Origin of the sequence: Streptomyces marokkonensis (assembly GCF_008312835.1) — a bacterium.
Taxonomy (GTDB): Bacteria; Actinomycetota; Actinomycetes; order Streptomycetales; family Streptomycetaceae; genus Streptomyces; species Streptomyces marokkonensis_A.
In genome coordinates this window covers 80,768-99,709 of record NZ_VSKS01000018.1, presented here as the reverse complement: position 1 = coordinate 99,709, position 18,942 = coordinate 80,768, and the positions used below count along the sequence as shown (strand labels likewise).

The window sequence follows — 18,942 nt, the reverse complement described above, 5'->3', positions numbered from 1 at the left end:
GGCAACCCGCAGAGAGGGGATGCCACATCTGACTCCCCATTCCGGGAACCGCTCATGCTCAGGACTTCGGCCGGAACGTCCCGGTCAGCGTCCGCCAGGTGTCCTTGCGCTGCTCACTGCCCCACTTGTCGGCCTTGGCCGTGTACATCAGTCCGTACCCGAGCCGGTCGCCGACGACGGTCCCCCGGTCGATGGACCGGTACGTGGTGCCGCCCTCCACGTAGGTGAACTCCCAGTCGGCCGTGTTCCAGCCCCGGTATTCCACCGCCTCGATACGGATCCGCTTGTACTGAGCGCGCACCATGGCGCGCTCCTGGTTCTTCCAGTCCGCGACCGGGTCGTCCTTCGGCGTGGTCGTCCAGCCGATCAGCAGCTTCTGCCCGTCGGGCCCGGTGAACCGGTCACCGGCGGCCCCCGACGACTGGAACTTCCACCCGTCGGGCAGTCCGATCGAATACCCCTGGTTCCCCTTGTACGTCTCCTTCGCGGACGCGCCCGCGCCGCTCCCGGCCGAGTCCCCCGATCCGCCGGACCCCGCGCCCGGGGTCTTCGTCGCCCGGCCCGAGTCCGTTTCCTTCTCCGCCGGTCCGGTCGTCCTGCCGTCGGTGCGGGTGCCGTCGCTCTCGTCGCTCTTGGGGTCCGCGCTGGGGGTCCGACCGGCGACGGTACGGTCGCCGCCGCCGCCCTTGGCCCCTTGGCCGCCCTCGTCGTCACCGCCGAGCACCAGAGCCAGTACGGTGCCGAGCACGGCGAGGACCACGACCACCGCGATGACGGCCAGCGTCCGCCGCGGCACCACGTCGGTGAGCGACGCCCGCGGCACGGGCCGGGCCGGCAGGTCCGGCGGCGTCATCACCGGCCACCCCGAACTGCGGCCGCCGGAGGCCGGCTCCTGCCGCGCGCTCCCCGGTGCTCCCGCACCGGACGCCGACGCGGGGCCCTTGGCGGAGGCGGGCGCCGCCGCGCCGGACTGTGCCCCGGACGTCCCTGCCGCCGTCCCCGCCGCCGTCCCCGAGGAGTCGGCGGCAGCGCTCGGCGCAGACGCGTCGCTTCCGGTGCCGGACTTGGCGCGGGCCGCCGCCGCTGCACCGGCCGATCCCGCCGCCACCGCGGCCTTCCGCACGGAACGCAGCGCGCCCCGCAGCTTCTCGCCGGCCTCCTCGCCGCGCTTGCCCCTGGCGTCATGCTCGCCGGGCTGCTCGGGCAGCGGCACGACCTTCGTCGCGTCCGCCGGCTCCGGGCCGGCCTCCTTGGGCTCGGGCGCGTTGACGACCGCGTTGAGCATGGCCCGGGCGTCGCGGTCGCCGAGCCGCTGCGCGGGATCCTTGGTGAGCAGCCCGTAGATGACGTCCCTGAGCGGTCCCGCGTTCTTCGGCTCCTCCAGCGGTTCGGTCATCACCGCCGTGAGCGTCGCGATCGCGGAGCCCTTGTCGTACGGCGGGGTGCCCTCCACCGCCGCGTACAGCAGCCCGCCGAGCGACCAGAGGTCGGCCGCCGGCCCGGGCTTGTGCCCGCGCGCCCGCTCCGGGGAGATGTAGGAGGGAGCGCCGACCAGCATCCCGGTCGACGTGATGGACGGGTCGCCCTCGACCTGGGCGATGCCGAAGTCGGTGAGCACGACCCGGCCGTCCTCGGCGATCAGCACGTTCGACGGCTTCACGTCGCGGTGCAGGATGCCCTCGCGGTGCGCGGAACGCAGCACGTCGAGGACGGCGAGCCCGACCTCGGCGGCTCGCCGCGGCTCCAGCAGACCGTCCTCCCGGATGGCCTCGGCGAGCGACTTGCCCTCGACGAGCTCCATCACGATCCAGGGCCGGTCGTCCTCCTGCACCACGTCGTAGACGGTCACGGCGCTGGTGTTGCGGATCCGCGCGATCGCCTTGGCCTCACGCAGCGTTCGCGTGATGAGGCGCCGCTTCTCGTCCTCGTCGATGCTCGACGGGAAACGGAGCTCCTTGACGGCGACGGTTCTTCCCAGGGTCTCGTCCTGGGCACGCCACACCGTCCCCATGCCGCCGCGGCCGAGCACGTCTCCCAGCCGGTACCGCCCGGCGAGGAGACGTGCGCTCTTGTCCTGACGGGATGTCCCCGCCCGCTCCGCCTCCGACATGCGTCCCCTCATGCAACCCGCCCTATCAGAGCCTTCATTGTCCCTCACCCGACAAGTGCTCGACGCCCAGGGTGCCTCTGGCCGCGCCCCGGGCCCGGCGCCCGCGGAACCCGGGTGAGGGCCGGGTTCCGCCACCTTGCATGATGGGCCCCCGACGAGGGAGGACCCGGGATGCCGCCGCTTCGAACCCTACTGGCCGTTCCCGTGTCCCTGGCCCTGCTCGCCCTGGCGCCGGCCACCTCCCCGACCTCCGCGGCCCCGTCCGCGGACGCGCTCCTTCCGCTGCTGGTCACGCGGGGTGGCGCTCCCTCAGCGGCCCTGCTGGCCCTGGAGGGAACCGGCCTCCGCTACGCCGATGCCGGCCCGGGCATCGAGCGTGCCGACCACTTCCGCGCCGGCAGCATCACGAAGACGTTCGTCGCCACGGTCGTCCTGCAACTGGCCGAGGAGGAACGCCTGTCCCTGTCCGACACCGTGGAGGAACATCTGCCCGGCCTGGTACGGGGAGCAGGCAACCACGGCCGCGCGCTGACCCTGCGTTCCCTGCTCACCCACACCAGCGGACTCCCCGACTTCGCCGCGGACACCCGGGGCGCCCTCCCGGTGACGCCCCTTCACGCCGTACGCATCGCACTCACCCATCCCCCGGCCGACCGCGGCCGCTTCGCCTACTCGAACACCAACTACGTCCTGCTCGGCCTGATCGTCGAACAGGTCACCGGCCGCTCCTACGCCGACGAGACCGAGCGCCGCGTCATCACTCCGCTGGGTCTGACGGGCACCTCCTTCCCGGGCTCCCGCACCTCTCTGCCCCGGCCGCACGGCCGCTCCTACGCCGCCGACGGAACCGACGTCACCCGGCTCGACCCGCGGGTGGCCGGTGCCGCGGGCGAACTGGTGACCACGCTCGCCGATCTGGACCGCTTCTACTCGGCCCTGCTCGGCGGTGAACTGCTGCCCCCGCGCCGGCTGCGCGAGATGCTCGACACCCGCACCGCACACGGCTCGTACGGCATGGGCCTGTTTCCCGTGACGCTTCCGTGCGGCACCACGGTGTGGGGGCACAACGGGCGCATCGCCGGCAGCTACGTGCGCACCGCAGCCACTGTCGACGGCCGGCGTGTCCTCACCCTCCGGGTGAACACGGACGCGGTGGCGGATCCCGGTCTCGAGTCCGCGGTGCTCGCGGCCGAGTTCTGCCCTCGCACCAGGTAGAACGGCCGGGCTCCGAACGGAGATCCCGGCTTCCGCCCCCCGTTCGAGTGATTCGGGACGGCTACAGCGGCACGATGTCCGGTGCGCCCAGCCGCGCCGCGTCCGCCGTCAGATCGTCGGGCTGCCGCTGCGATTCCCGTTCGGCCTCGACCCGCTTCTCGTAGTGCTGCACCTCGCGCTCGATCTGGCCCTTGTCCCAGCCCAGCACCGGCGCCATCAGCTCGGCGGCCTCCCGTGCGCTGCGCGTGCCCCGGTCGAAGGTCTCGATCGAGATGCGGGTGCGCCGGGTCAGCACGTCGTCCAGGTGCCGGGCCCCTTCGTGCGAGGCGGCATAGGTGATCTCGGCGCGCAGATAGTCGTCGGCCGCCTGCAACGGCTCGCCCAGCGAGGAATCGGAGGCGATGAGGTCCAGGACCTCCTCCGCCAGCGCGCCGTACCGCTGCAGCAGGTGCTCGACCCGCACCGGGTGCAGTCCCGTGCGCGCGGCCGTCCGCGCCCGCCCGTTCCACAGGGCGTGGTAGCCCTCGGCGCCCACCAGCGGCGTGTCCTCGGTGACGCAGTCGGCGACGCGCATGTCGAGTCCGTGCACCGCCGCGTCCACCGCGTCCTTGGCCATCACCCGGTACGTCGTGTACTTGCCGCCCGCCACCACGACCAGCCCCGGCACGGGATGGGCCACGGTGTGCTCGCGGGACAGCTTGCTCGTGGCGTCGGACTCGCCGGCGAGCAGCGGCCGAAGGCCGGCGTACACGCCTTCCACGTCGTCCCGCGTCAGCGGCACCGCGAGCACCGAGTTCACCCGCTCGAGCAGGTAGTCGATGTCCGCGCTGGACGCGGCCGGGTGGGCCTTGTCGAGGTCCCAGTCGGTGTCCGTGGTGCCGACGATCCAGTGCCGGCCCCAGGGTATGACGAACAGGACGGACTTCTCGGTGCGCAGGATGAGCCCGGTCGTGGAGTGGATGCGGTCCTTGGGGACGACCAGGTGGATGCCCTTGGAGGCCCTGACGTGGAACTGCCCCCGCTCACCGACCATCGCCTGCGTGTCGTCGGTCCACACGCCGGTGGCGTTGACGACCTGCTTGGCGCGGACCTCGTACTCGCCGCCGCCCTCCACGTCCCGCACCCGGGCGCCGACGACGCGCTCGCCCTCGCGCAGGAACCCCGTCACCCGGGCGCGGTTGGCGGTCCTCGCGCCGTACGCCGCGGCCGTGCGGACGAGGTTCACCACGAACCGGGCGTCGTCCATCTGGGCGTCGTAGTACTGCAGCGCTCCGGTCAGCGCGTCCTTCTTCAAGCAGGGGGCCACGCGCAGGGCGTGACGGCGGCTCAGGTGGCGGTGCACGGGCAGGCCCCGTCCGTGCCCGTGGGTCATGGCCATGGTGTCGTAGAGCGCGACCCCCGCTCCGGCGTACAGCCGCTCCCAGCCCTTGTGCTGCAACGGGTACAGGAAGGGCACCGGCCGCACGAGGTGCGGGGCGAGCTTCTCCAGCAGCAGGCCGCGCTCCTTGAGCGCCTCCCGGACGAGCGCGAAGTCGAGCATCTCCAGATAGCGCAGGCCGCCGTGGATCAGCTTGCTGGACCGGCTGGAGGTGCCCGACGCCCAGTCCCGCGCCTCGACCAGGCCTGTGGACAGGCCGCGGGTCACGGCGTCGAGGGCCGTGCCCGCGCCGACCACGCCGCCGCCCACCACCAGCACGTCCAGTTCGTGCTCCGCCATGGATGCGAGTGATTCGACGCGCTGCGCCGGTCCCAGTGTCGCTGTCCTCACCGCTGCCTCCCGCTCATCGGTCGCATCGGCCGCACCCGTCGGGCGAAGCCCGGTCTCCCACCCTCATGCCCAAATTCTGACCGGCTTGCCCGACTTCAGCCACACGCGCCCCCAGCCTGTGGACAACGCCTGCGGAACGACTCACCGAAAATCAACCGATCAATCCCGCATATCGGTCATATTTACTCCTAGTCTGACATTGCGCTCGCCTGTCCAGTCCACAGCGCTTGCGTACCTGTCGCACTCCGGTTATTGGGAAGGACGGCCCACGCCATGCCCGCAGATCTCGCCGTCATCGGACTCGGCCCGTACGGACTGCCCCTGGCCCAGGCCGCCGTCGCCGCCGGTATCCCCACCATCGGTTACCGGACCGGCCCCGAGGCGGGCTCCCTCAGCGCCGCCGAACAGCGCCGCATGCTCGCGCAGGGCTTCCGCACGACCACCAACCCCACCGAGCTCGGCCGGGTGCGCACCGCCGTCATCTGCGCCCCGACCCCGCGCGGGGCGGACGGCGGGCTGGATCTCGGCCAGGTCGAGACGGCCGCCCGCACCCTCGCCGCGCGACTGCGCCCGCGCACCACGGTGATCCTGGAGTCCCCCGTGCCCCCGGGCACGACGGAGGGACCCCTGCTGCGCCTGCTCGAGTCGGGTTCGGGTCTGCGCGCGGGGCGCGACTTCCACCTCGCCCACTCCCCCAGCCGCGTCGACCCCGGCAACCGCGACTTCACCCCCGCCAACACCCCGAAGGTCATCGGGGGCCTCACCCCCGCCTGCACGGAGTCGGCCGCCGCCTTCTACGGCCGGATCACCGACAAGGTGGTGCGCGCGCGTGGCCCGCGCGAGGCCGAGACCGTGCAGCTCCTGGAGACCAACTTCCGGCACGTCAACATCGCCCTCGTCAACGAGATGGCCGCCCTCTGCCACGACCTGGGCATCGACCTGTGGGACGTCCTGCGCTGCGCGGAGACCAAACCGTTCGGCTTCCACGCCTTCCGCCCCGGCCCCGGCGTCGGCGGCCACGCCGTCCCCCAGGACCTGACCGCCCACGCGGGCCGCACGCTGCGCATGGCGGAACTGGCCCAGGAGGTCAACAGCCGCATGCCGCGCTACGTCGTGCAGCGCGCCGCCGCGCTCCTCAACGAGCACGGCAAGTCCGCGCGCGGCGCACGCGTGCTGCTCCTCGGAGTCACCTACAAGGCCGACCTGGCCGACCAGCAGGGCAGCCCCGCGCACGAGATCGCGGTCCGCCTGATGGAGCTGGGCGCCTCCGTCAGCTACCACGACCCGCACGTACCGTCCTGGAACGTCCTCGACCGCCCCGTCCCCCGCGCGGACTCCCTCTACGAGGCAGCCGCGGAGGCCGACCTGACGATCCTGCTCCAGCAGCACCGCACCTACGACCTCCAGGGCCTGTCGGTGAAGGCCCAGCTGCTGCTGGACACGCGGGGGGCGACGCCCACGGGGGCGGCGCACCGGTTGTGAGGAGGGGGCGCGCGGGCGCCGTCCATGCCACAGGGGTTGGTGGTGGGCGGGGCATTGCGCGGGTACGGTAGAAAACAGGCGGAGCCTGCCGCAGCGGGTACTGCGGCAGGCCCCTGAAAGTGAACGGAGTGTCCACCCCTAGCTCTCCTGGGGGTGGCCGCTCACTTTCCGTGAATCCACAAGATGCACCTCCTCCGGAACTTCACCATCCGCAGACGGATCCGGTCCCAGGCGGTGGGCTTGCGGTGACGGCCCATGGCGCGCCCCCTTCCACGATGCCGCCATCAGCCCGGTAGGCGGTCCGCCTGGAATTCGGGCCGGGCCCCGAGGGCCGGGGTCCCGAAACGATCTCCTTGGAAGGGGGCGCCCCAGAGAACTGGGTCGCCGGGCACAGACGTTGCCGACCGGATTCACTCCGTCGGCACGGATTTACCCCGAAGGCAACCGCGCGCCCCCTGAGCACCACGCGCGCCCCGGACATGCGAAAGGGGCCGGTCACCTCACCAGGTGACCGGCCCCTTTCGTGCCGTACAGAAGCCCGCGAGCCCTACCGCCGGTGCTGCGAGTCCGCCACCGTCACCTCGACGCGCTGGAACTCCTTCAGCTCGCTGTAGCCGGTGGTGGCCATCGCGCGGCGCAGGGCGCCGAAGAGGTTCATCGAGCCGTCGGGCGTGTGGGACGGGCCGGTGAGGATCTCCTCCAGCGTGCCCACCGTGCCGAGGTCGACCTTCTGCCCGCGCGGCAGCTCCTCGTTGACGGCCTCCATGCCCCAGTGGTTGCCCCGGCCCGGACCGTCCGTCGCGCGGGCCAGCGGGGAGCCCATCATGACCGCGTCCGCGCCGCAGGCGATCGCCTTGGGCAGATCTCCGGACCAGCCGACACCGCCGTCCGCGATGACGTGCACGTACCGGCCGCCGGACTCGTCCATGTAGTCCCGGCGGGCGGCGGCCACGTCGGCGACCGCGGTGGCCATCGGCACCTGGATGCCCAGCACGTTGCGCGTGGTGTGCGCGGCGCCGCCGCCGAAGCCGACCAGGACGCCCGCCGCGCCGGTGCGCATGAGGTGCAGGGCCGCCGTGTAGGTGGCGCAGCCGCCGACGATCACCGGGACGTCGAGCTCGTAGATGAACTGCTTCAGGTTCAGCGGCTCGTGCGAGCCGGAGACGTGCTCCGCCGAGACCGTCGTACCGCGGATGACGAAGATGTCCACACCCGCGTCGACGACGGCCTTGGAGAACTGGGCGGTGCGCTGCGGGGAGAGCGCGGCGGCGGTGACCACGCCCGAGTCGCGCACCTCCTTGATGCGCTGCCCGATCAGCTCCTCCCTGATGGGAGCGGCGTAGATCTCCTGGAGGCGACGGGTGGCCGCCTCGGCGGGCAGGCCCACGATCTCGTCCAGCAGCGGCTGCGGGTCCTCGTGGCGCGTCCACAGACCCTCGAGGTTCAGCACGCCGAGGCCGCCGAGCTCACCGATGCGGATCGCCGTGGCCGGCGAGACGACCGAGTCCATGGGAGCGGCCAGGAACGGCAGCTCGAAGCGGTAGGCGTCGATCTGCCAGGCGATCGAGACCTCCTTCGGGTCCCGCGTACGGCGGCTGGGGACGACGGCGATGTCGTCGAAGGCGTACGCCCGGCGGCCGCGCTTGCCGCGCCCGATCTCGATCTCAGTCACGTCTGTGGCCTTTCCCTGATGCGTTGCAGCGCCTCCCAGTATCCCCGACGACCACGGCGCCCACCGCCCCGGACGTACGGCGAGGGCGGCCCCGGATGGTCCGGAGCCGCCCTCGCCGAAGCCCGCGCGTCTACTGGCGGCTGTAGTTCGGTGCCTCGACCGTCATCTGGATGTCGTGCGGGTGGCTCTCCTTGAGGCCCGCGGAGGTGATCCGCACGAAGCGCCCGTTGTCCTGGAGCTCGGGCACGGTGCGGCCGCCGACGTAGAACATCGACTGGCGCAGGCCGCCGACCAGCTGGTGGACGACCGAGGAGAGCGGGCCGCGGTAGGGCACCTGGCCCTCGATGCCCTCGGGAACGAGCTGCTCGTCGGAGGCGACGCCCTCCTGGAAGTACCGGTCCTTGGAGAACGACCTCCGGTCGCCGCGAGTCTGCATGGCACCGAGCGAGCCCATGCCGCGGTACGACTTGAACTGCTTGCCGTTGATGAACATCAGCTCGCCCGGGGACTCCTCGCAGCCGGCCAGCAGCGAGCCGAGCATCACCGTGTCGGCGCCCGCCACGAGGGCCTTGGCGATGTCGCCGGAGTACTGCAGACCGCCGTCGCCGATGACCGGGACACCGGCCTCCCTGGCGGCCAGCGCGGCCTCGTAGATCGCCGTGACCTGCGGGACGCCGACGCCGGCGACGACACGGGTGGTGCAGATGGAGCCGGGGCCGACACCGACCTTGATGCCGTCGCAGCCCGCGTCGACGAGGGCCTTGGCGCCGTCGCGCGTGGCGATGTTGCCGCCGATGACGTCGACGCCGGAGGAGTTCGACTTGATCTTGGCGACCATGTCGCCGACCAGCCGGGAGTGGCCGTGCGCGGTGTCGACGACGATGAAGTCGACGCCCGCCTCGATCAGGGCCTGGGCGCGCTCGAACGCGTCACCGGCGACACCGACCGCGGCGCCGACCAGGAGACGCCCCTCGGCGTCCTTGGCGGCGTTGGGGTACTGCTCGGCCTTCACGAAGTCCTTGACCGTGATCAGGCCCTTGAGGATGCCCTGGTCGTCGACCAGCGGAAGCTTCTCGATCTTGTGGCGGCGCAGCAGCTGCATGGCGTCCGGGCCGGAGATGCCGACCTTGCCGGTGACCAGCGGCATCGGCGTCATGACCTCGCGCACCTGGCGGGAGCGGTCGGTCTCGAAGGCCATGTCACGGTTGGTGACGATGCCGAGCAGCTTCTTGTTGCCGTCGGTGACCGGTACGCCGCTGATGCGGAACTTCGCGCACAGGGCGTCGGCCTCGGCGAGCGTGGCGTCCGGGTGGATGGTGATGGGGTCGGTGACCATGCCGGACTCGGAGCGCTTCACCAGGTCGACCTGGTTGGCCTGGTCCTCGATGGACAGGTTGCGGTGCAGGACGCCGACGCCGCCCTGACGGGCCATCGCGATCGCCATGCGGGACTCGGTCACCTTGTCCATGGCGGCGGACAGCAGCGGGATGTTGACCCGCACGTTCCGGGAGACGTACGAGGCGGTGTCGATCTCGTCGGGTGCCATGTCCGACGGGCCCGGCAGCAGCAGCACGTCGTCGTAGGTCAGCCCGAGTGTCGCGAATTTTCCGGGCACTCCGTCGACGTTGGCAGTCATGACACCTTCCCCAAATGGCCTTGATCGGTGCGGATGTCCATGCTAACGGGAAGCGCGGGTGTCTCATTCCACGGTTCCGCACGGCTCCCGGCTTCGTATGTTCGTACGGGAACGGCTGATCGTCCGTTCATGGGCCGAAGGGGCGGCGCGACGGCGGGGGTTACTGCTCCGCCAGGGCACGCAGCCGGCTCAGCGCGCGGTGCTGGGCCACCCGGACGGCCCCGGGTGACATTCCCAACATCTGACCGGTCTCCTCCGCCGTGAGCCCCACCGCGATGCGCAGCAGGATCAGTTCCCGCTGGTTCTCGGGCAGGCTGGCCAGCAGCTTCTTGGCCCATTCGGCATCGCTGCTGAGCAGGGCGCGCTCCTCGGGGCCGAGGGAGTCGTCGGGGCGCTCGGGCATCTCGTCGGAGGGCACGGCGGTCGAACCGGGGTGCCGCATCGCCGCGCGCTGGAGGTCGGCGACCTTGTGGGAGGCGATGGCGAAGATGAACGCCTCGAAGGGCCGGCCGGTGTCCTTGTAGCGGGGCAGTGCGAGCAGCACCGCGACGCAGACCTCCTGGGCGAGGTCCTCGACGAAGTGCCGGGCGTCGCCGGGCAGCCGGGACAGACGGGTGCGGCAGTAGCGCAGGGCCAGGGGGTGGACGTGGGCGAGCAGATCGTGCGTGGCCTGCTCGTCTCCGTCGACCGCGCGATGGACGAGCGCACCGATCGCCCCATGGGCAGTGCCCGCCTCGTCGTCGCGCATCGGTCCATGGTGCCTTGCGGACGTCGGGTCCGCGGCACCGTGTCCCTGGTTGTGCACCGAAGCGTTATGAGCAGGTGCGCCGGAACTCATACCCTGCGCCCTCCCCTTCCGCTCGACCGACTCGTCCCCGAGGAACTCCACACCTCAAGGATGCGTCATCCGCGGCGAAACAAGCAGCGGGCGTCCTCCGGCCACCGCGGACGCCCTGGTGGGCCGGGGTTTCGGTGCGGTTCGCGCGAGGTCCCCGTCGGGCATCGGAACCTGGCGTCCGCCCCCGCACGGCGCCGCCGGCGGGCCCGGCGCCCCGCGCTGCCGGAAACCGGACGCGCCCGCCGCACCGCGCGGGGTGCCCGTACGTCGCCCGGACACCCGCGGCGCCGGCCCCATGGCGACACGCGCGCGTGTCGCCGGCGTGGGAAGCGCCACGTGCGGGCGGCACCGGGACATCTACCGTGCCGTAGGGCAGGGGCAGCCCCGCATTCGCGCCGCCCAGCGAGCGAGGCGCCGCACTCCCGTCACCGTGCTCACGAAAACCCACCCGGGCACCGGCAGCCACCCGGGCATACGCAGCGCGCAACGGGGGCAGCATCCGGTTGTCCACTCCGCCGTGCCCGAGTGGACCCCGGGCACCCGCAGCACACATCGCCCCGCCCCACGCGCACGACACCCACGCGCCCGCGCCACCACCCGAGCCTCGGCACCCGCGCACACGCGTCGCCGGGTGCCGCGCGGCATGTACCCGCACCGTGGCGCGCCGCGCGGAGAACACCCGCGTCACCGCGCGCCCCTGGCACCCACGCGTTCCCGGCGCCCCTCGTGACGCGGTCCCGGGCGGGGGCGTCCGTGTGCCCCCGTTCACCGGCCCGCGCTCGATGTCGTACGCCGCATCCGGCCCGGTCCGAAGGACGGGCCCTAGCGCACGAGGCCCCACCGGAACCCGAGCGCCACCGCGTGGGCCCGGTCCGAGGCGCCGAGCTTCTTGAAGAGCCGACGCGCGTGCGTCTTGACCGTGTCCTCGGAGAGGAACAGCTCGCGGCCGATCTCGGCGTTCGAGCGGCCGTGGCTCATGCCTTCGAGTACCTGGATCTCACGCGCCGTGAGCGTGGGCGCCGCGCCCATCTCGGCCGAGCGCAGCCGGCGCGGGGCCAGCCGCCAGGTCGGGTCGGCGAGCGCCTGCGTGACCGTGGCGCGCAGTTCCGCGCGCGAGGCGTCCTTGTGCAGATAGCCGCGCGCGCCGGCGGCCACCGCGAGCGCCACACCGTCGAGGTCCTCGGCGACGGTGAGCATGATGATGCGCGCTCCCGGGTCGGCGGACAGCAGCCGGCGGACCGTCTCGACGCCGCCCAGGCCGGGCATGCGTACGTCCATCAGAATCAGATCCGAGCGGTCGGCACCCCAGCGGCGGAGGACTTCCTCGCCGTTGGCCGCCGTCGTCACGCGCTCGACGCCGGGCACGGTCGCGACCGCGCGGCGGAGCGCCTCTCGGGCAAGCGGGGAGTCGTCGCAGACGAGGACGGAAGTCATGGCCGCCCTCCGCAGCTGATGCGCGTCACCTTGAGCCTCCAGGCTGGTACGAAATCGTCACCTGTGCGGTCGACCGTCTCGGACGCCGGCCCGAGCGCTTGTTCTTTCAACCGCCTCGCACTCTCAACGACGGTCACTCGAAAGGGTTACGGGGCCGTCTGCAGTCTTCGGCACTCTACGTGAGGAGGCGTTCACGGTGCAGACATGCGCGACGGACCTTCGAACTTTCACCACACCCATGCCCCATTCAGACCCTTTTCTTCCCCTTTGATGGTGTCCGGGGCTAGATTCGCAATGAGTCATATTTTCATCTCCTTGGATCGTAGTTGTACGGTCGTGGACACCGGATCCGCCCAGAACGGCTACAAGGGGTCACGCAATGGCAGATTTCTCCCGCCTTCCCGGACCGAACGCGGACCTGTGGGACTGGCAGCTCCTGGCCGCCTGCCGCGGGGTGGACAGCTCGCTCTTCTTCCACCCCGAGGGTGAGCGTGGTGCGGCTCGAAGCGCTCGCGAGAACTCGGCCAAAGAGGTCTGCATGAGGTGCCCGGTGCGCGCCGAGTGCGCCGCACACGCGCTGGCGGTTCGCGAGCCGTACGGCGTGTGGGGCGGGCTGACCGAGGACGAGCGCGAAGAGCTGATGGGGCGGGCGCGCAACCGGCTGGTGTCGGCATCGGCCGGTGGCGGACACACCACCGCCTCGAACAACTGAAGGAACGTTTCTTCAAAAAACATCGGGCACGCACGCGTGCCCTTGTTCTGTGCCCAGGTGTTCTGTCACCTGTTCTGTCACCGGGTGTTCTGTCCCCGGGCCGCGGCAGCCGCCAGCTTCTCCAGCGTCGCGGTGACCGCGGGCACCTGAGCGAGGTCCGGGAGGGTGAGCGCGACGATCTCCCGCCGCACGGCGGGCTCCAGTGCCACGGTGCGCACACCTCGGGGCCGTACGGACTCGATGGCCAGCTGGGGCAGGACCGCGACCCCGAGTCCGGCGCCCACCAGACCGGCGACCGCAGGGTAGTCGTCGGTCGCGAAGTCGATGCGCGGCGAGAAGCCGGCCGCCTCGCACACCTCCACCAACTGCCCCCTGCAGCGCGGGCAACCGGCGATCCAGGGCTCGTCGGCGAGTTCGCCGATGGCGACGGACTCCGCGCGGGCCAGCCGGTGCCGTTCGGGCACGAGCCCCACCAGCCGGTCCGACAGCAGCGGCCGCACGACGAGGTCGTCCCATTCCTCGGCGCCGGCCGCCCCCTCGTACCGGAAGGCGAGGGCCACGTCGCAGTCGCCCTCACGCAGCATCTCCACGGACCGGGGCGGTTCGGCCTCCTCCAGGGAGACGCGGGTGCCCGGGTGGGCGTCGCGCAGGGCGGCGAGGGCCGTCGGGACGAGCGTGGAGCTGCCGCTGGGGAAGGAGACGAGCCGGACCCGGCCCGCGCGCAGCCCGGCGATCGCGGCGACCTCCTCCTCGGCCGCGGTGAGCCCGGCGATGATTCCCGCGGCGTGCCGCACCAGCGCCTCGCCCGCCTGGGTCAGGCGCATCTCGCGCCCGGTGCGGATGAGCAGGGGCGTACCGACGGACGCCTCCAGGGACTTCATCTGCTGACTGACGGCCGGCTGGGTGCAGCCCAGTTCGCGGGCCGCCGCGGAGAAGGAACCGGTGGTGGCGACGGCGCGCAGCACGCGGAGGTGACGGGCTTCTATCACCCTTCCAGGATAACCAGGGATAAGCCGTCCTTTGATCGGCCGGGGGAAAATGCGTCGACGCTTTGATGCCGGTCGCCTACCGTGCGACGCATGAAGCTTCTGTCTGTGAACCTGGGGCAGCCCAGGGCCGTGCCCTACACGGACCAGCGCGAGGGCGTGACCGGCATCGACAAGCGGCCTGCCGACGGACCGGTGCGGGTGGCCGCGCCGGGGCCGAAGGGGCTCGGCGCGAGCGGTCTGGAGGGGGACGCCGTGTGCGAGACGCGGCATCACGGCGGGGACGACCAGGCGGTCTACGCCGTGGCCCGCGAGGACCTCGACGAGTGGGAGCGCGCCCTGGGGCGCCCGCTGGCGAACGGCTCGTTCGGCGAGAACCTCACCACGGAGGGCATCGACGTGTCCGGCGCGCTGATCGGTGAGCGCTGGGCCGTCGGGCCCGAGGTGGTCCTGGAGATCACCTCCGGGCGCATTCCCTGCCGCACCTTCCAGGGCCATCTGGGTGAGAAGGGCTGGGTGAAGCGGTTCACGGAGCGGGGCGCGCCGGGGGCGTACCTGCGCGTGGTCCGGCCCGGTGAGATACGCGCGGGCGACGCGGTACGGATCCTGCACCGGCCCGACCACGAGGTGACGGTGGCGCTGCAGTTCCGCGCGGTGACGACCGAGCGGACGCTGCTGCCCCGGCTCCTGGCGGCCGGGGAGGCACTGCATCCGGAGGCGATCGCGGCCGCGCGGACGTACGTGGAGAAGTACGGAGCGCGGCCGACGGCCTGACGGTCCGCCACTGGACCGGCACCGGACCGGCACGGGACCGGCACGGGACCGGCACTGAGCGGACGGCTCCCCTCCGGGTAACTACTCTTGCGTCATGACAACGGCTCTGATTACGGGATCGACGGCTGGGATCGGTGCCGCGTTCGCGCGGCGGCTGGCGGCCGACGGACATGACCTGGTGCTGGTGGCCCGCGACACGCGCCGGCTGCACGAACAGGCCACCGAGTTGCACGACCGCCACGGCATCGAGGCGGAGGTGCTGACCGCCGACCTGGCGGAGGACAAGGGCATCGAGTCGGTGGCCGACCGCCTCGGTGACCGCAAGAACCCCGTCGACCTGCTGATCAACAACGCCGGGTTCGGCAACAAGGGCCGTTACCTCGAGGTCCCCATGGCCGACGAACTGAGGATGCTCAAGGTGCACTGCGAGGCGGTGCTCCGGCTGACGTCCGCGGCGGTGGAGGCGATGCGGGAGCGCGGGCGCGGAGGCGTCGTGAACGTCGCCTCGACCGCCGCGTTCGTGCCGCGCGGGACGTACGGGGCGTCCAAGGCGTGGGTCGTGCAGTTCACCCAGGGCGCGGCGGTGGACCTGGCGGGCCACGGCGTACGCCTGATGGCGCTGTGCCCCGGCTTCGTGCGCACCGAGTTCCACGAGCGGGCCGGGATGGGCACGGACAACATCCCCAACTGGATGTGGCTGGACGCGGACAAGGTCGCCTCGGCGGCGCTGGCGGACCTGGCGCGGGGCAGGACGGTGTCGATCCCGGACCCCCGGTACAAGGCGCTGATGGGAGCGGCGAAGCTGGTCCCGCGGGGGCTGCTGGGCGGGCTCTCGTCGCGGACGGGACGGAAGTACGGCCCCACCCGGTAGCTGCGCGGGGGCGGAGGCGCGGCCACAGCGGGACGTGGCCCGCCGTCCGGAGGAAAATGGGTGCTGACAGGACCAACCCGGACGCAGGGGGGCCGGAGGCGACGTCATGACCTTCGTACAGCTCATCGACTGCAGGACGAGCCGGTTCGAGGAGATGGACCGGCTCATGGACCGGTGGGTCGAGCAGACCAAGGGGAAGCGGACGGCGACGCACGCGGTGGTCGGCAAGGACCGCTCGGACGCGTCGCACGTCGTCGAGATCGTGGAGTTCCCGTCGTACGAGGAGGCGATGCGGAACTCGCGGCTCCCGGAGACCGACAGGATCTTCCGGGACATGGTGGCGCTCTGCGAGGAGACGCCGACCTTCACGGACCTGGACGTGGTGCGCGACGCGCAGCTGAACACGGACACGGCGCGGCGCTTCTTCGAGGTGGCGGTCACCTCGGACGACCTGTCCCCCCTGACGGGCCTGGTCGAGGAGCACTACCACGGCCACGATCCGGCCAACGAGCAGGACGTGCTCGGTCTGGACCACCTCCGGCGCGACCTGGACGAGTGGCGCGGCGGCTTCGACTTCACCTTCCGTGTCGAGGACCAGATCGCCGAGGGCGACCGGGTGTGCACCCGGTGGAACTGGAAGGCCACCCACAGGGCCGACTTCCTCGGCATCCCGGCGACGGGGAAGGACGTCTCCATGACGGGCACGACCATCTTCCGCTTCGGCGACAACGGCAAGATCGTCGAGGGCTGGTGGGAGTACGACCGGCTGGGGCTGATGGCGCGGCTGGGTGCGCTGGAACCCGCGGACCTCTGACCCGTCGAGGCTCCGCCGGTCAACCGACGCGGGCGGCGATGGTGCGCGCACACACCAGGGACTCGGTGTGTGTGGTGTCCACCTCCAGGTCGTAGAACACCCCCTCGTGCACCACGTCCGCCTGCAGCGCGGCCATCCCCCGCACCCGGTCCCCCCGCGCGACCTCCCGGGCCGCGGCGACCGAACTCTCGCACCTGACGCCGACCCAGAGCACGTCCACCCCGTCGAGAGCCTTCTGCCACCGCTGCTGGGAGGCGGCCCCGCCGAGGAACACGTCGTCGACGACGATCCTGGCGCCCGCGCGGGCCATCGACACGACGCCCTCCGTCCAGGCCGCCTCCAGTGCCCGGAACTCCGCCCCGACACTCACCGTGCCGTCCGCCGCGACGCCGAGCCCGGCGTCCGACTCCCGCAGCCTCGCCGGGAGCGCGTCGACGAACGAGTCGACCCCGAACGCCAGCCAGGGATCCGGCAGTACGGACTGCAGACACCGCACGATCCCGGACTTCCCGGAGCTGGACCCGCCATTGAGGATGATCATCCGCGTCGTCACGGCGCCACAGTAGGACGCCTCACGCCCCGCACGCAGTGAATTACGTGCGCACGGTGCTGTGGGGGAGGGTCAGTGCCGAGTCCGCGTGAAGGGTGATGCGTACCGGTGTGAACATGGTGGCGTCCGCCGGCGGGTCCCCGGTGCCGGGGTTGCGGGCGTAGCGCGGATGGGCACCTCCGCTGATCTGCCAGCGTATGCGGTGACCGGCGGCGAAGCGGTGGGCGGTGGCGCTCATCTCCACGGTGACCTGCGAGGGTGCGTCTCCGGCCGTCCGGATCCGGCCCAGCCCGTCGCAGACGTTGACGGAGCGGCCCGCCGCGTCCACGTCGCACAGGCGGGCGAAGATGTCGGCGTGCCCGGTGTCCGTCGAGATGCTCAGCCGCGCGGAGACCGGGCCCACGATGTCCACGGGTTCGGTCAGTGGCGGGCCGGTGAACGTCAGGACGTCGGCCCGGGCTTCCAGGGCGCCGTTGTCGCGTGGGCCGGCGCCGCGGGAGAGCAGAGGACCGCCGAGGGACGGGGTGGGGTCGGCCGGGTCGTAGCGGAACGTCGTGAGCGGCACGGAGTCCGTGGCGGCCTGCCGGGTGAGATGCCCGTCCGCGGTGGGATACCAGGGGGTGGCGGCGGTGGCCGGCGGCCAGTCGTCGAGGTCGCGCCAGGCGTTCTCGCCGCCGATGTGCACGCGCACCGCAAGTTGGAGCGGAGCCGTCGGTTTTCGGGCCCGTCGTCTCCTGGCCCGTCCTGTGCGGCGACGGACTTGCTGATTCCGCCGAGCCGACGACAGCTGCACGCCTGGTGGAGCCGCAGAACACAGAATCGGGTCCGGGAACGCGCGGTGCAGCGACCATGCCGAGCTGCGCCGGAAGAGTGAGGGTGCGGGTCACCTAGTCCCGGGCGTCACCGTCTGCGCCCAGCGGTTGAGCGTCTCGCTCTCGTCGTCGTACGTGAGCCAGGTGCCGTCGCCGAGCGGGCGTACGTAGCTGTCGACGGGGCCCGTCGGATACGTGACCACCCCGCGTATGCGCAGTGTGTGGGCGTCGAGGAGCCAGTGGCGGGCCCGTTCCAGCTCCTCGTCGGACTCGACCGTCGAAGCGATGACGGTATCGGCGTCGACGAAGCCGCAGCCGTAGTCCCAGCAGGTCTCGTCCTCTTCGTCGGCCGACTCGGGCTCCTGCTCGGCGATCACCGTGCCGTCCAGGGCGTGCAGGCGCAGGTCCGCTCCGTAGTGCTCGACCGTCAGGAAGCCGGGATGTCCCGCGTGGACGTCCGTCAGGATGCGGTCCAGGCCCTCGTTCACGTCCCAGCCGGTCAGCTTCTCGCCGTCCCGGCGCGCCCAGTGCAGCAGGATGCCGTCCTGACCCATGCCGATGCACAGTCCCATGTGCACACCATCCGGGTGGGAGAGGTGGTGCGAACCGGCCGCCGCGCTGTCCACCAGCGGCAGCCAGGCCAACTCCCGTCCGTCGCGGGCGTCCAGGACCACCCAGCGCTCCTGCCATTCGCCCGGCGCCGGTTCCGCGACGACGTGCGCCCACACGAGCCGGCCGTCGTCCGAGACCCGGCAGGAGCCGTGTTCCAGACCCCGGCACACCTGCTGCTCGTCCCCCGTGTGCGGATGACCGAGCTCCGGGCCCCAGCAGCCGTGCCGGTACTCCCACACCGTCTCCCCGCCCGCGCCCACGGCCCGTACCGCGCGCTGCCCCGAGAACACCGCGAACGCGCCGTCAGGGCTCACCGAGTGGACGCCGTAGTCCCACCCTGGCCAGGGAAGGGGGAAGACGACCGATGGCGCGCGCTCCCCCGCGAACAGCCCGCGGAGGTCGTAGACCTCCAGCTCGTGCCCGTTCCGGAGGAGGGCGCGGCACGAACCGTCCCCACGGCTCTCCAGTGCGAAGCCGTTGACCAGTGCGCGTCCACCCGGCAGCCTCACCGAATCGCGCAGTTGTGCGGTGATCGACATGGGCAGAAGGTATCGGGCCCCACTGACAGGGCCGACCGCCCTTCGTGCCACCGGTGACGCCGTTCCGGCCGAGGTGGCATACGCGACGGACCCCGTGTCCGGTGCGCGCCGGCACGT

15 protein-coding genes and 1 pseudogene are annotated in these 18,942 nt (G+C 71.9%); 6 read left to right on the top strand and 10 right to left on the bottom strand.

Features of this window, described 5'->3' with window-relative positions; all coding sequences use genetic code 11:
* Positions 1 to 58: 58 nt before the first annotated feature.
* Complete coding sequence (locus tag F1615_RS27005) at positions 59 to 2,110, bottom strand: serine/threonine-protein kinase (protein WP_149551700.1); 2,052 nt, start codon at positions 2,108 to 2,110, stop codon at positions 59 to 61.
* Between the two features lie 171 nt (positions 2,111 to 2,281).
* Between F1615_RS27005 and F1615_RS27000 the strand changes: the two genes are divergently transcribed.
* Positions 2,282 to 3,325 (top strand): serine hydrolase domain-containing protein, encoded by a 1,044-nt coding sequence (locus F1615_RS27000; protein ID WP_149551645.1) that lies wholly within the window; start codon positions 2,282 to 2,284, stop codon positions 3,323 to 3,325.
* A 61-nt stretch (positions 3,326 to 3,386) separates the two neighbouring features.
* Here the strand turns inward: F1615_RS27000 and F1615_RS26995 are convergent, their stop codons facing one another.
* Entirely contained in the window at positions 3,387 to 5,093 is a 1,707-nt protein-coding gene (locus F1615_RS26995) for a glycerol-3-phosphate dehydrogenase/oxidase (protein WP_149551644.1), read from the bottom strand.
* Between the two features lie 273 nt (positions 5,094 to 5,366).
* Between F1615_RS26995 and F1615_RS26990 the strand changes: the two genes are divergently transcribed.
* Positions 5,367 to 6,575 (top strand): nucleotide sugar dehydrogenase, encoded by a 1,209-nt coding sequence (locus tag F1615_RS26990; protein ID WP_149551643.1) that lies wholly within the window; start codon positions 5,367 to 5,369, stop codon positions 6,573 to 6,575.
* A 547-nt stretch (positions 6,576 to 7,122) separates the two neighbouring features.
* Here the strand turns inward: F1615_RS26990 and F1615_RS26985 are convergent.
* The 4 genes from F1615_RS26985 to F1615_RS26970 form a co-directional block, all read right to left on the bottom strand.
* A complete protein-coding gene (locus F1615_RS26985; protein WP_149551642.1) occupies positions 7,123 to 8,247 on the bottom strand; it encodes a GuaB3 family IMP dehydrogenase-related protein in 1,125 nt (374 codons plus the stop codon).
* A gap of 130 nt (positions 8,248 to 8,377) precedes the next feature.
* Positions 8,378 to 9,883 (bottom strand): IMP dehydrogenase, encoded by a 1,506-nt coding sequence (gene guaB / locus F1615_RS26980; protein WP_149551641.1) that lies wholly within the window; start codon positions 9,881 to 9,883, stop codon positions 8,378 to 8,380.
* Between the two features lie 160 nt (positions 9,884 to 10,043).
* On the bottom strand, positions 10,044 to 10,631 hold the full coding sequence (locus F1615_RS26975; RefSeq protein WP_093767456.1) for a sigma-70 family RNA polymerase sigma factor: 588 nt from the start codon (positions 10,629 to 10,631) through the stop codon (positions 10,044 to 10,046).
* A gap of 912 nt (positions 10,632 to 11,543) precedes the next feature.
* Entirely contained in the window at positions 11,544 to 12,155 is a 612-nt protein-coding gene (locus F1615_RS26970) for a response regulator transcription factor (RefSeq protein WP_003948568.1), read from the bottom strand.
* Between the two features lie 379 nt (positions 12,156 to 12,534).
* On the opposite strand from F1615_RS26970, the gene F1615_RS26965 reads away from it, so the two are divergent.
* The gene (locus tag F1615_RS26965; RefSeq protein WP_037939537.1) at positions 12,535 to 12,867 is read left to right on the top strand and encodes a WhiB family transcriptional regulator; all 333 of its coding nucleotides are present in this window, start codon (positions 12,535 to 12,537) and stop codon (positions 12,865 to 12,867) included.
* Between the two features lie 77 nt (positions 12,868 to 12,944).
* On the opposite strand, the gene F1615_RS26960 is transcribed toward F1615_RS26965, so the two are convergent.
* The gene (locus F1615_RS26960) at positions 12,945 to 13,856 is read right to left on the bottom strand and encodes a LysR family transcriptional regulator (protein ID WP_149551640.1); all 912 of its coding nucleotides are present in this window, start codon (positions 13,854 to 13,856) and stop codon (positions 12,945 to 12,947) included.
* Positions 13,857 to 13,946: 90 nt separating this feature from the next.
* On the opposite strand from F1615_RS26960, the gene F1615_RS26955 reads away from it, so the two are divergent.
* The 3 genes from F1615_RS26955 to F1615_RS26945 all read left to right on the top strand — a co-directional run bounded on the left by F1615_RS26955 (position 13,947) and on the right by F1615_RS26945 (position 16,312).
* The gene (locus F1615_RS26955) at positions 13,947 to 14,627 is read left to right on the top strand and encodes an MOSC domain-containing protein (protein WP_149551639.1); all 681 of its coding nucleotides are present in this window, start codon (positions 13,947 to 13,949) and stop codon (positions 14,625 to 14,627) included.
* Positions 14,628 to 14,721: 94 nt separating this feature from the next.
* Entirely contained in the window at positions 14,722 to 15,498 is a 777-nt protein-coding gene (locus F1615_RS26950) for an SDR family NAD(P)-dependent oxidoreductase (RefSeq protein ID WP_149551638.1), read from the top strand.
* A 106-nt stretch (positions 15,499 to 15,604) separates the two neighbouring features.
* Positions 15,605 to 16,312 (top strand): ester cyclase, encoded by a 708-nt coding sequence (locus F1615_RS26945; protein ID WP_149551637.1) that lies wholly within the window; start codon positions 15,605 to 15,607, stop codon positions 16,310 to 16,312.
* 19 nt (positions 16,313 to 16,331) lie between these two features.
* Here F1615_RS26945 and cpt read toward each other — a convergent pair whose 3' ends face one another.
* From cpt to F1615_RS26930, 3 genes and pseudogenes are all read right to left on the bottom strand, one after another.
* On the bottom strand, positions 16,332 to 16,853 hold the full coding sequence (gene cpt, locus F1615_RS26940) for a chloramphenicol phosphotransferase CPT (RefSeq protein WP_149551699.1): 522 nt from the start codon (positions 16,851 to 16,853) through the stop codon (positions 16,332 to 16,334).
* A gap of 52 nt (positions 16,854 to 16,905) precedes the next feature.
* Positions 16,906 to 17,553 (bottom strand): annotated as a pseudogene (locus F1615_RS26935) (CocE/NonD family hydrolase); the annotation flags it as partial.
* A 192-nt stretch (positions 17,554 to 17,745) separates the two neighbouring features.
* Positions 17,746 to 18,825 (bottom strand): hypothetical protein, encoded by a 1,080-nt coding sequence (locus F1615_RS26930; protein ID WP_149551635.1) that lies wholly within the window; start codon positions 18,823 to 18,825, stop codon positions 17,746 to 17,748.
* Between the last annotated feature and the right edge of the window lie 117 nt (positions 18,826 to 18,942).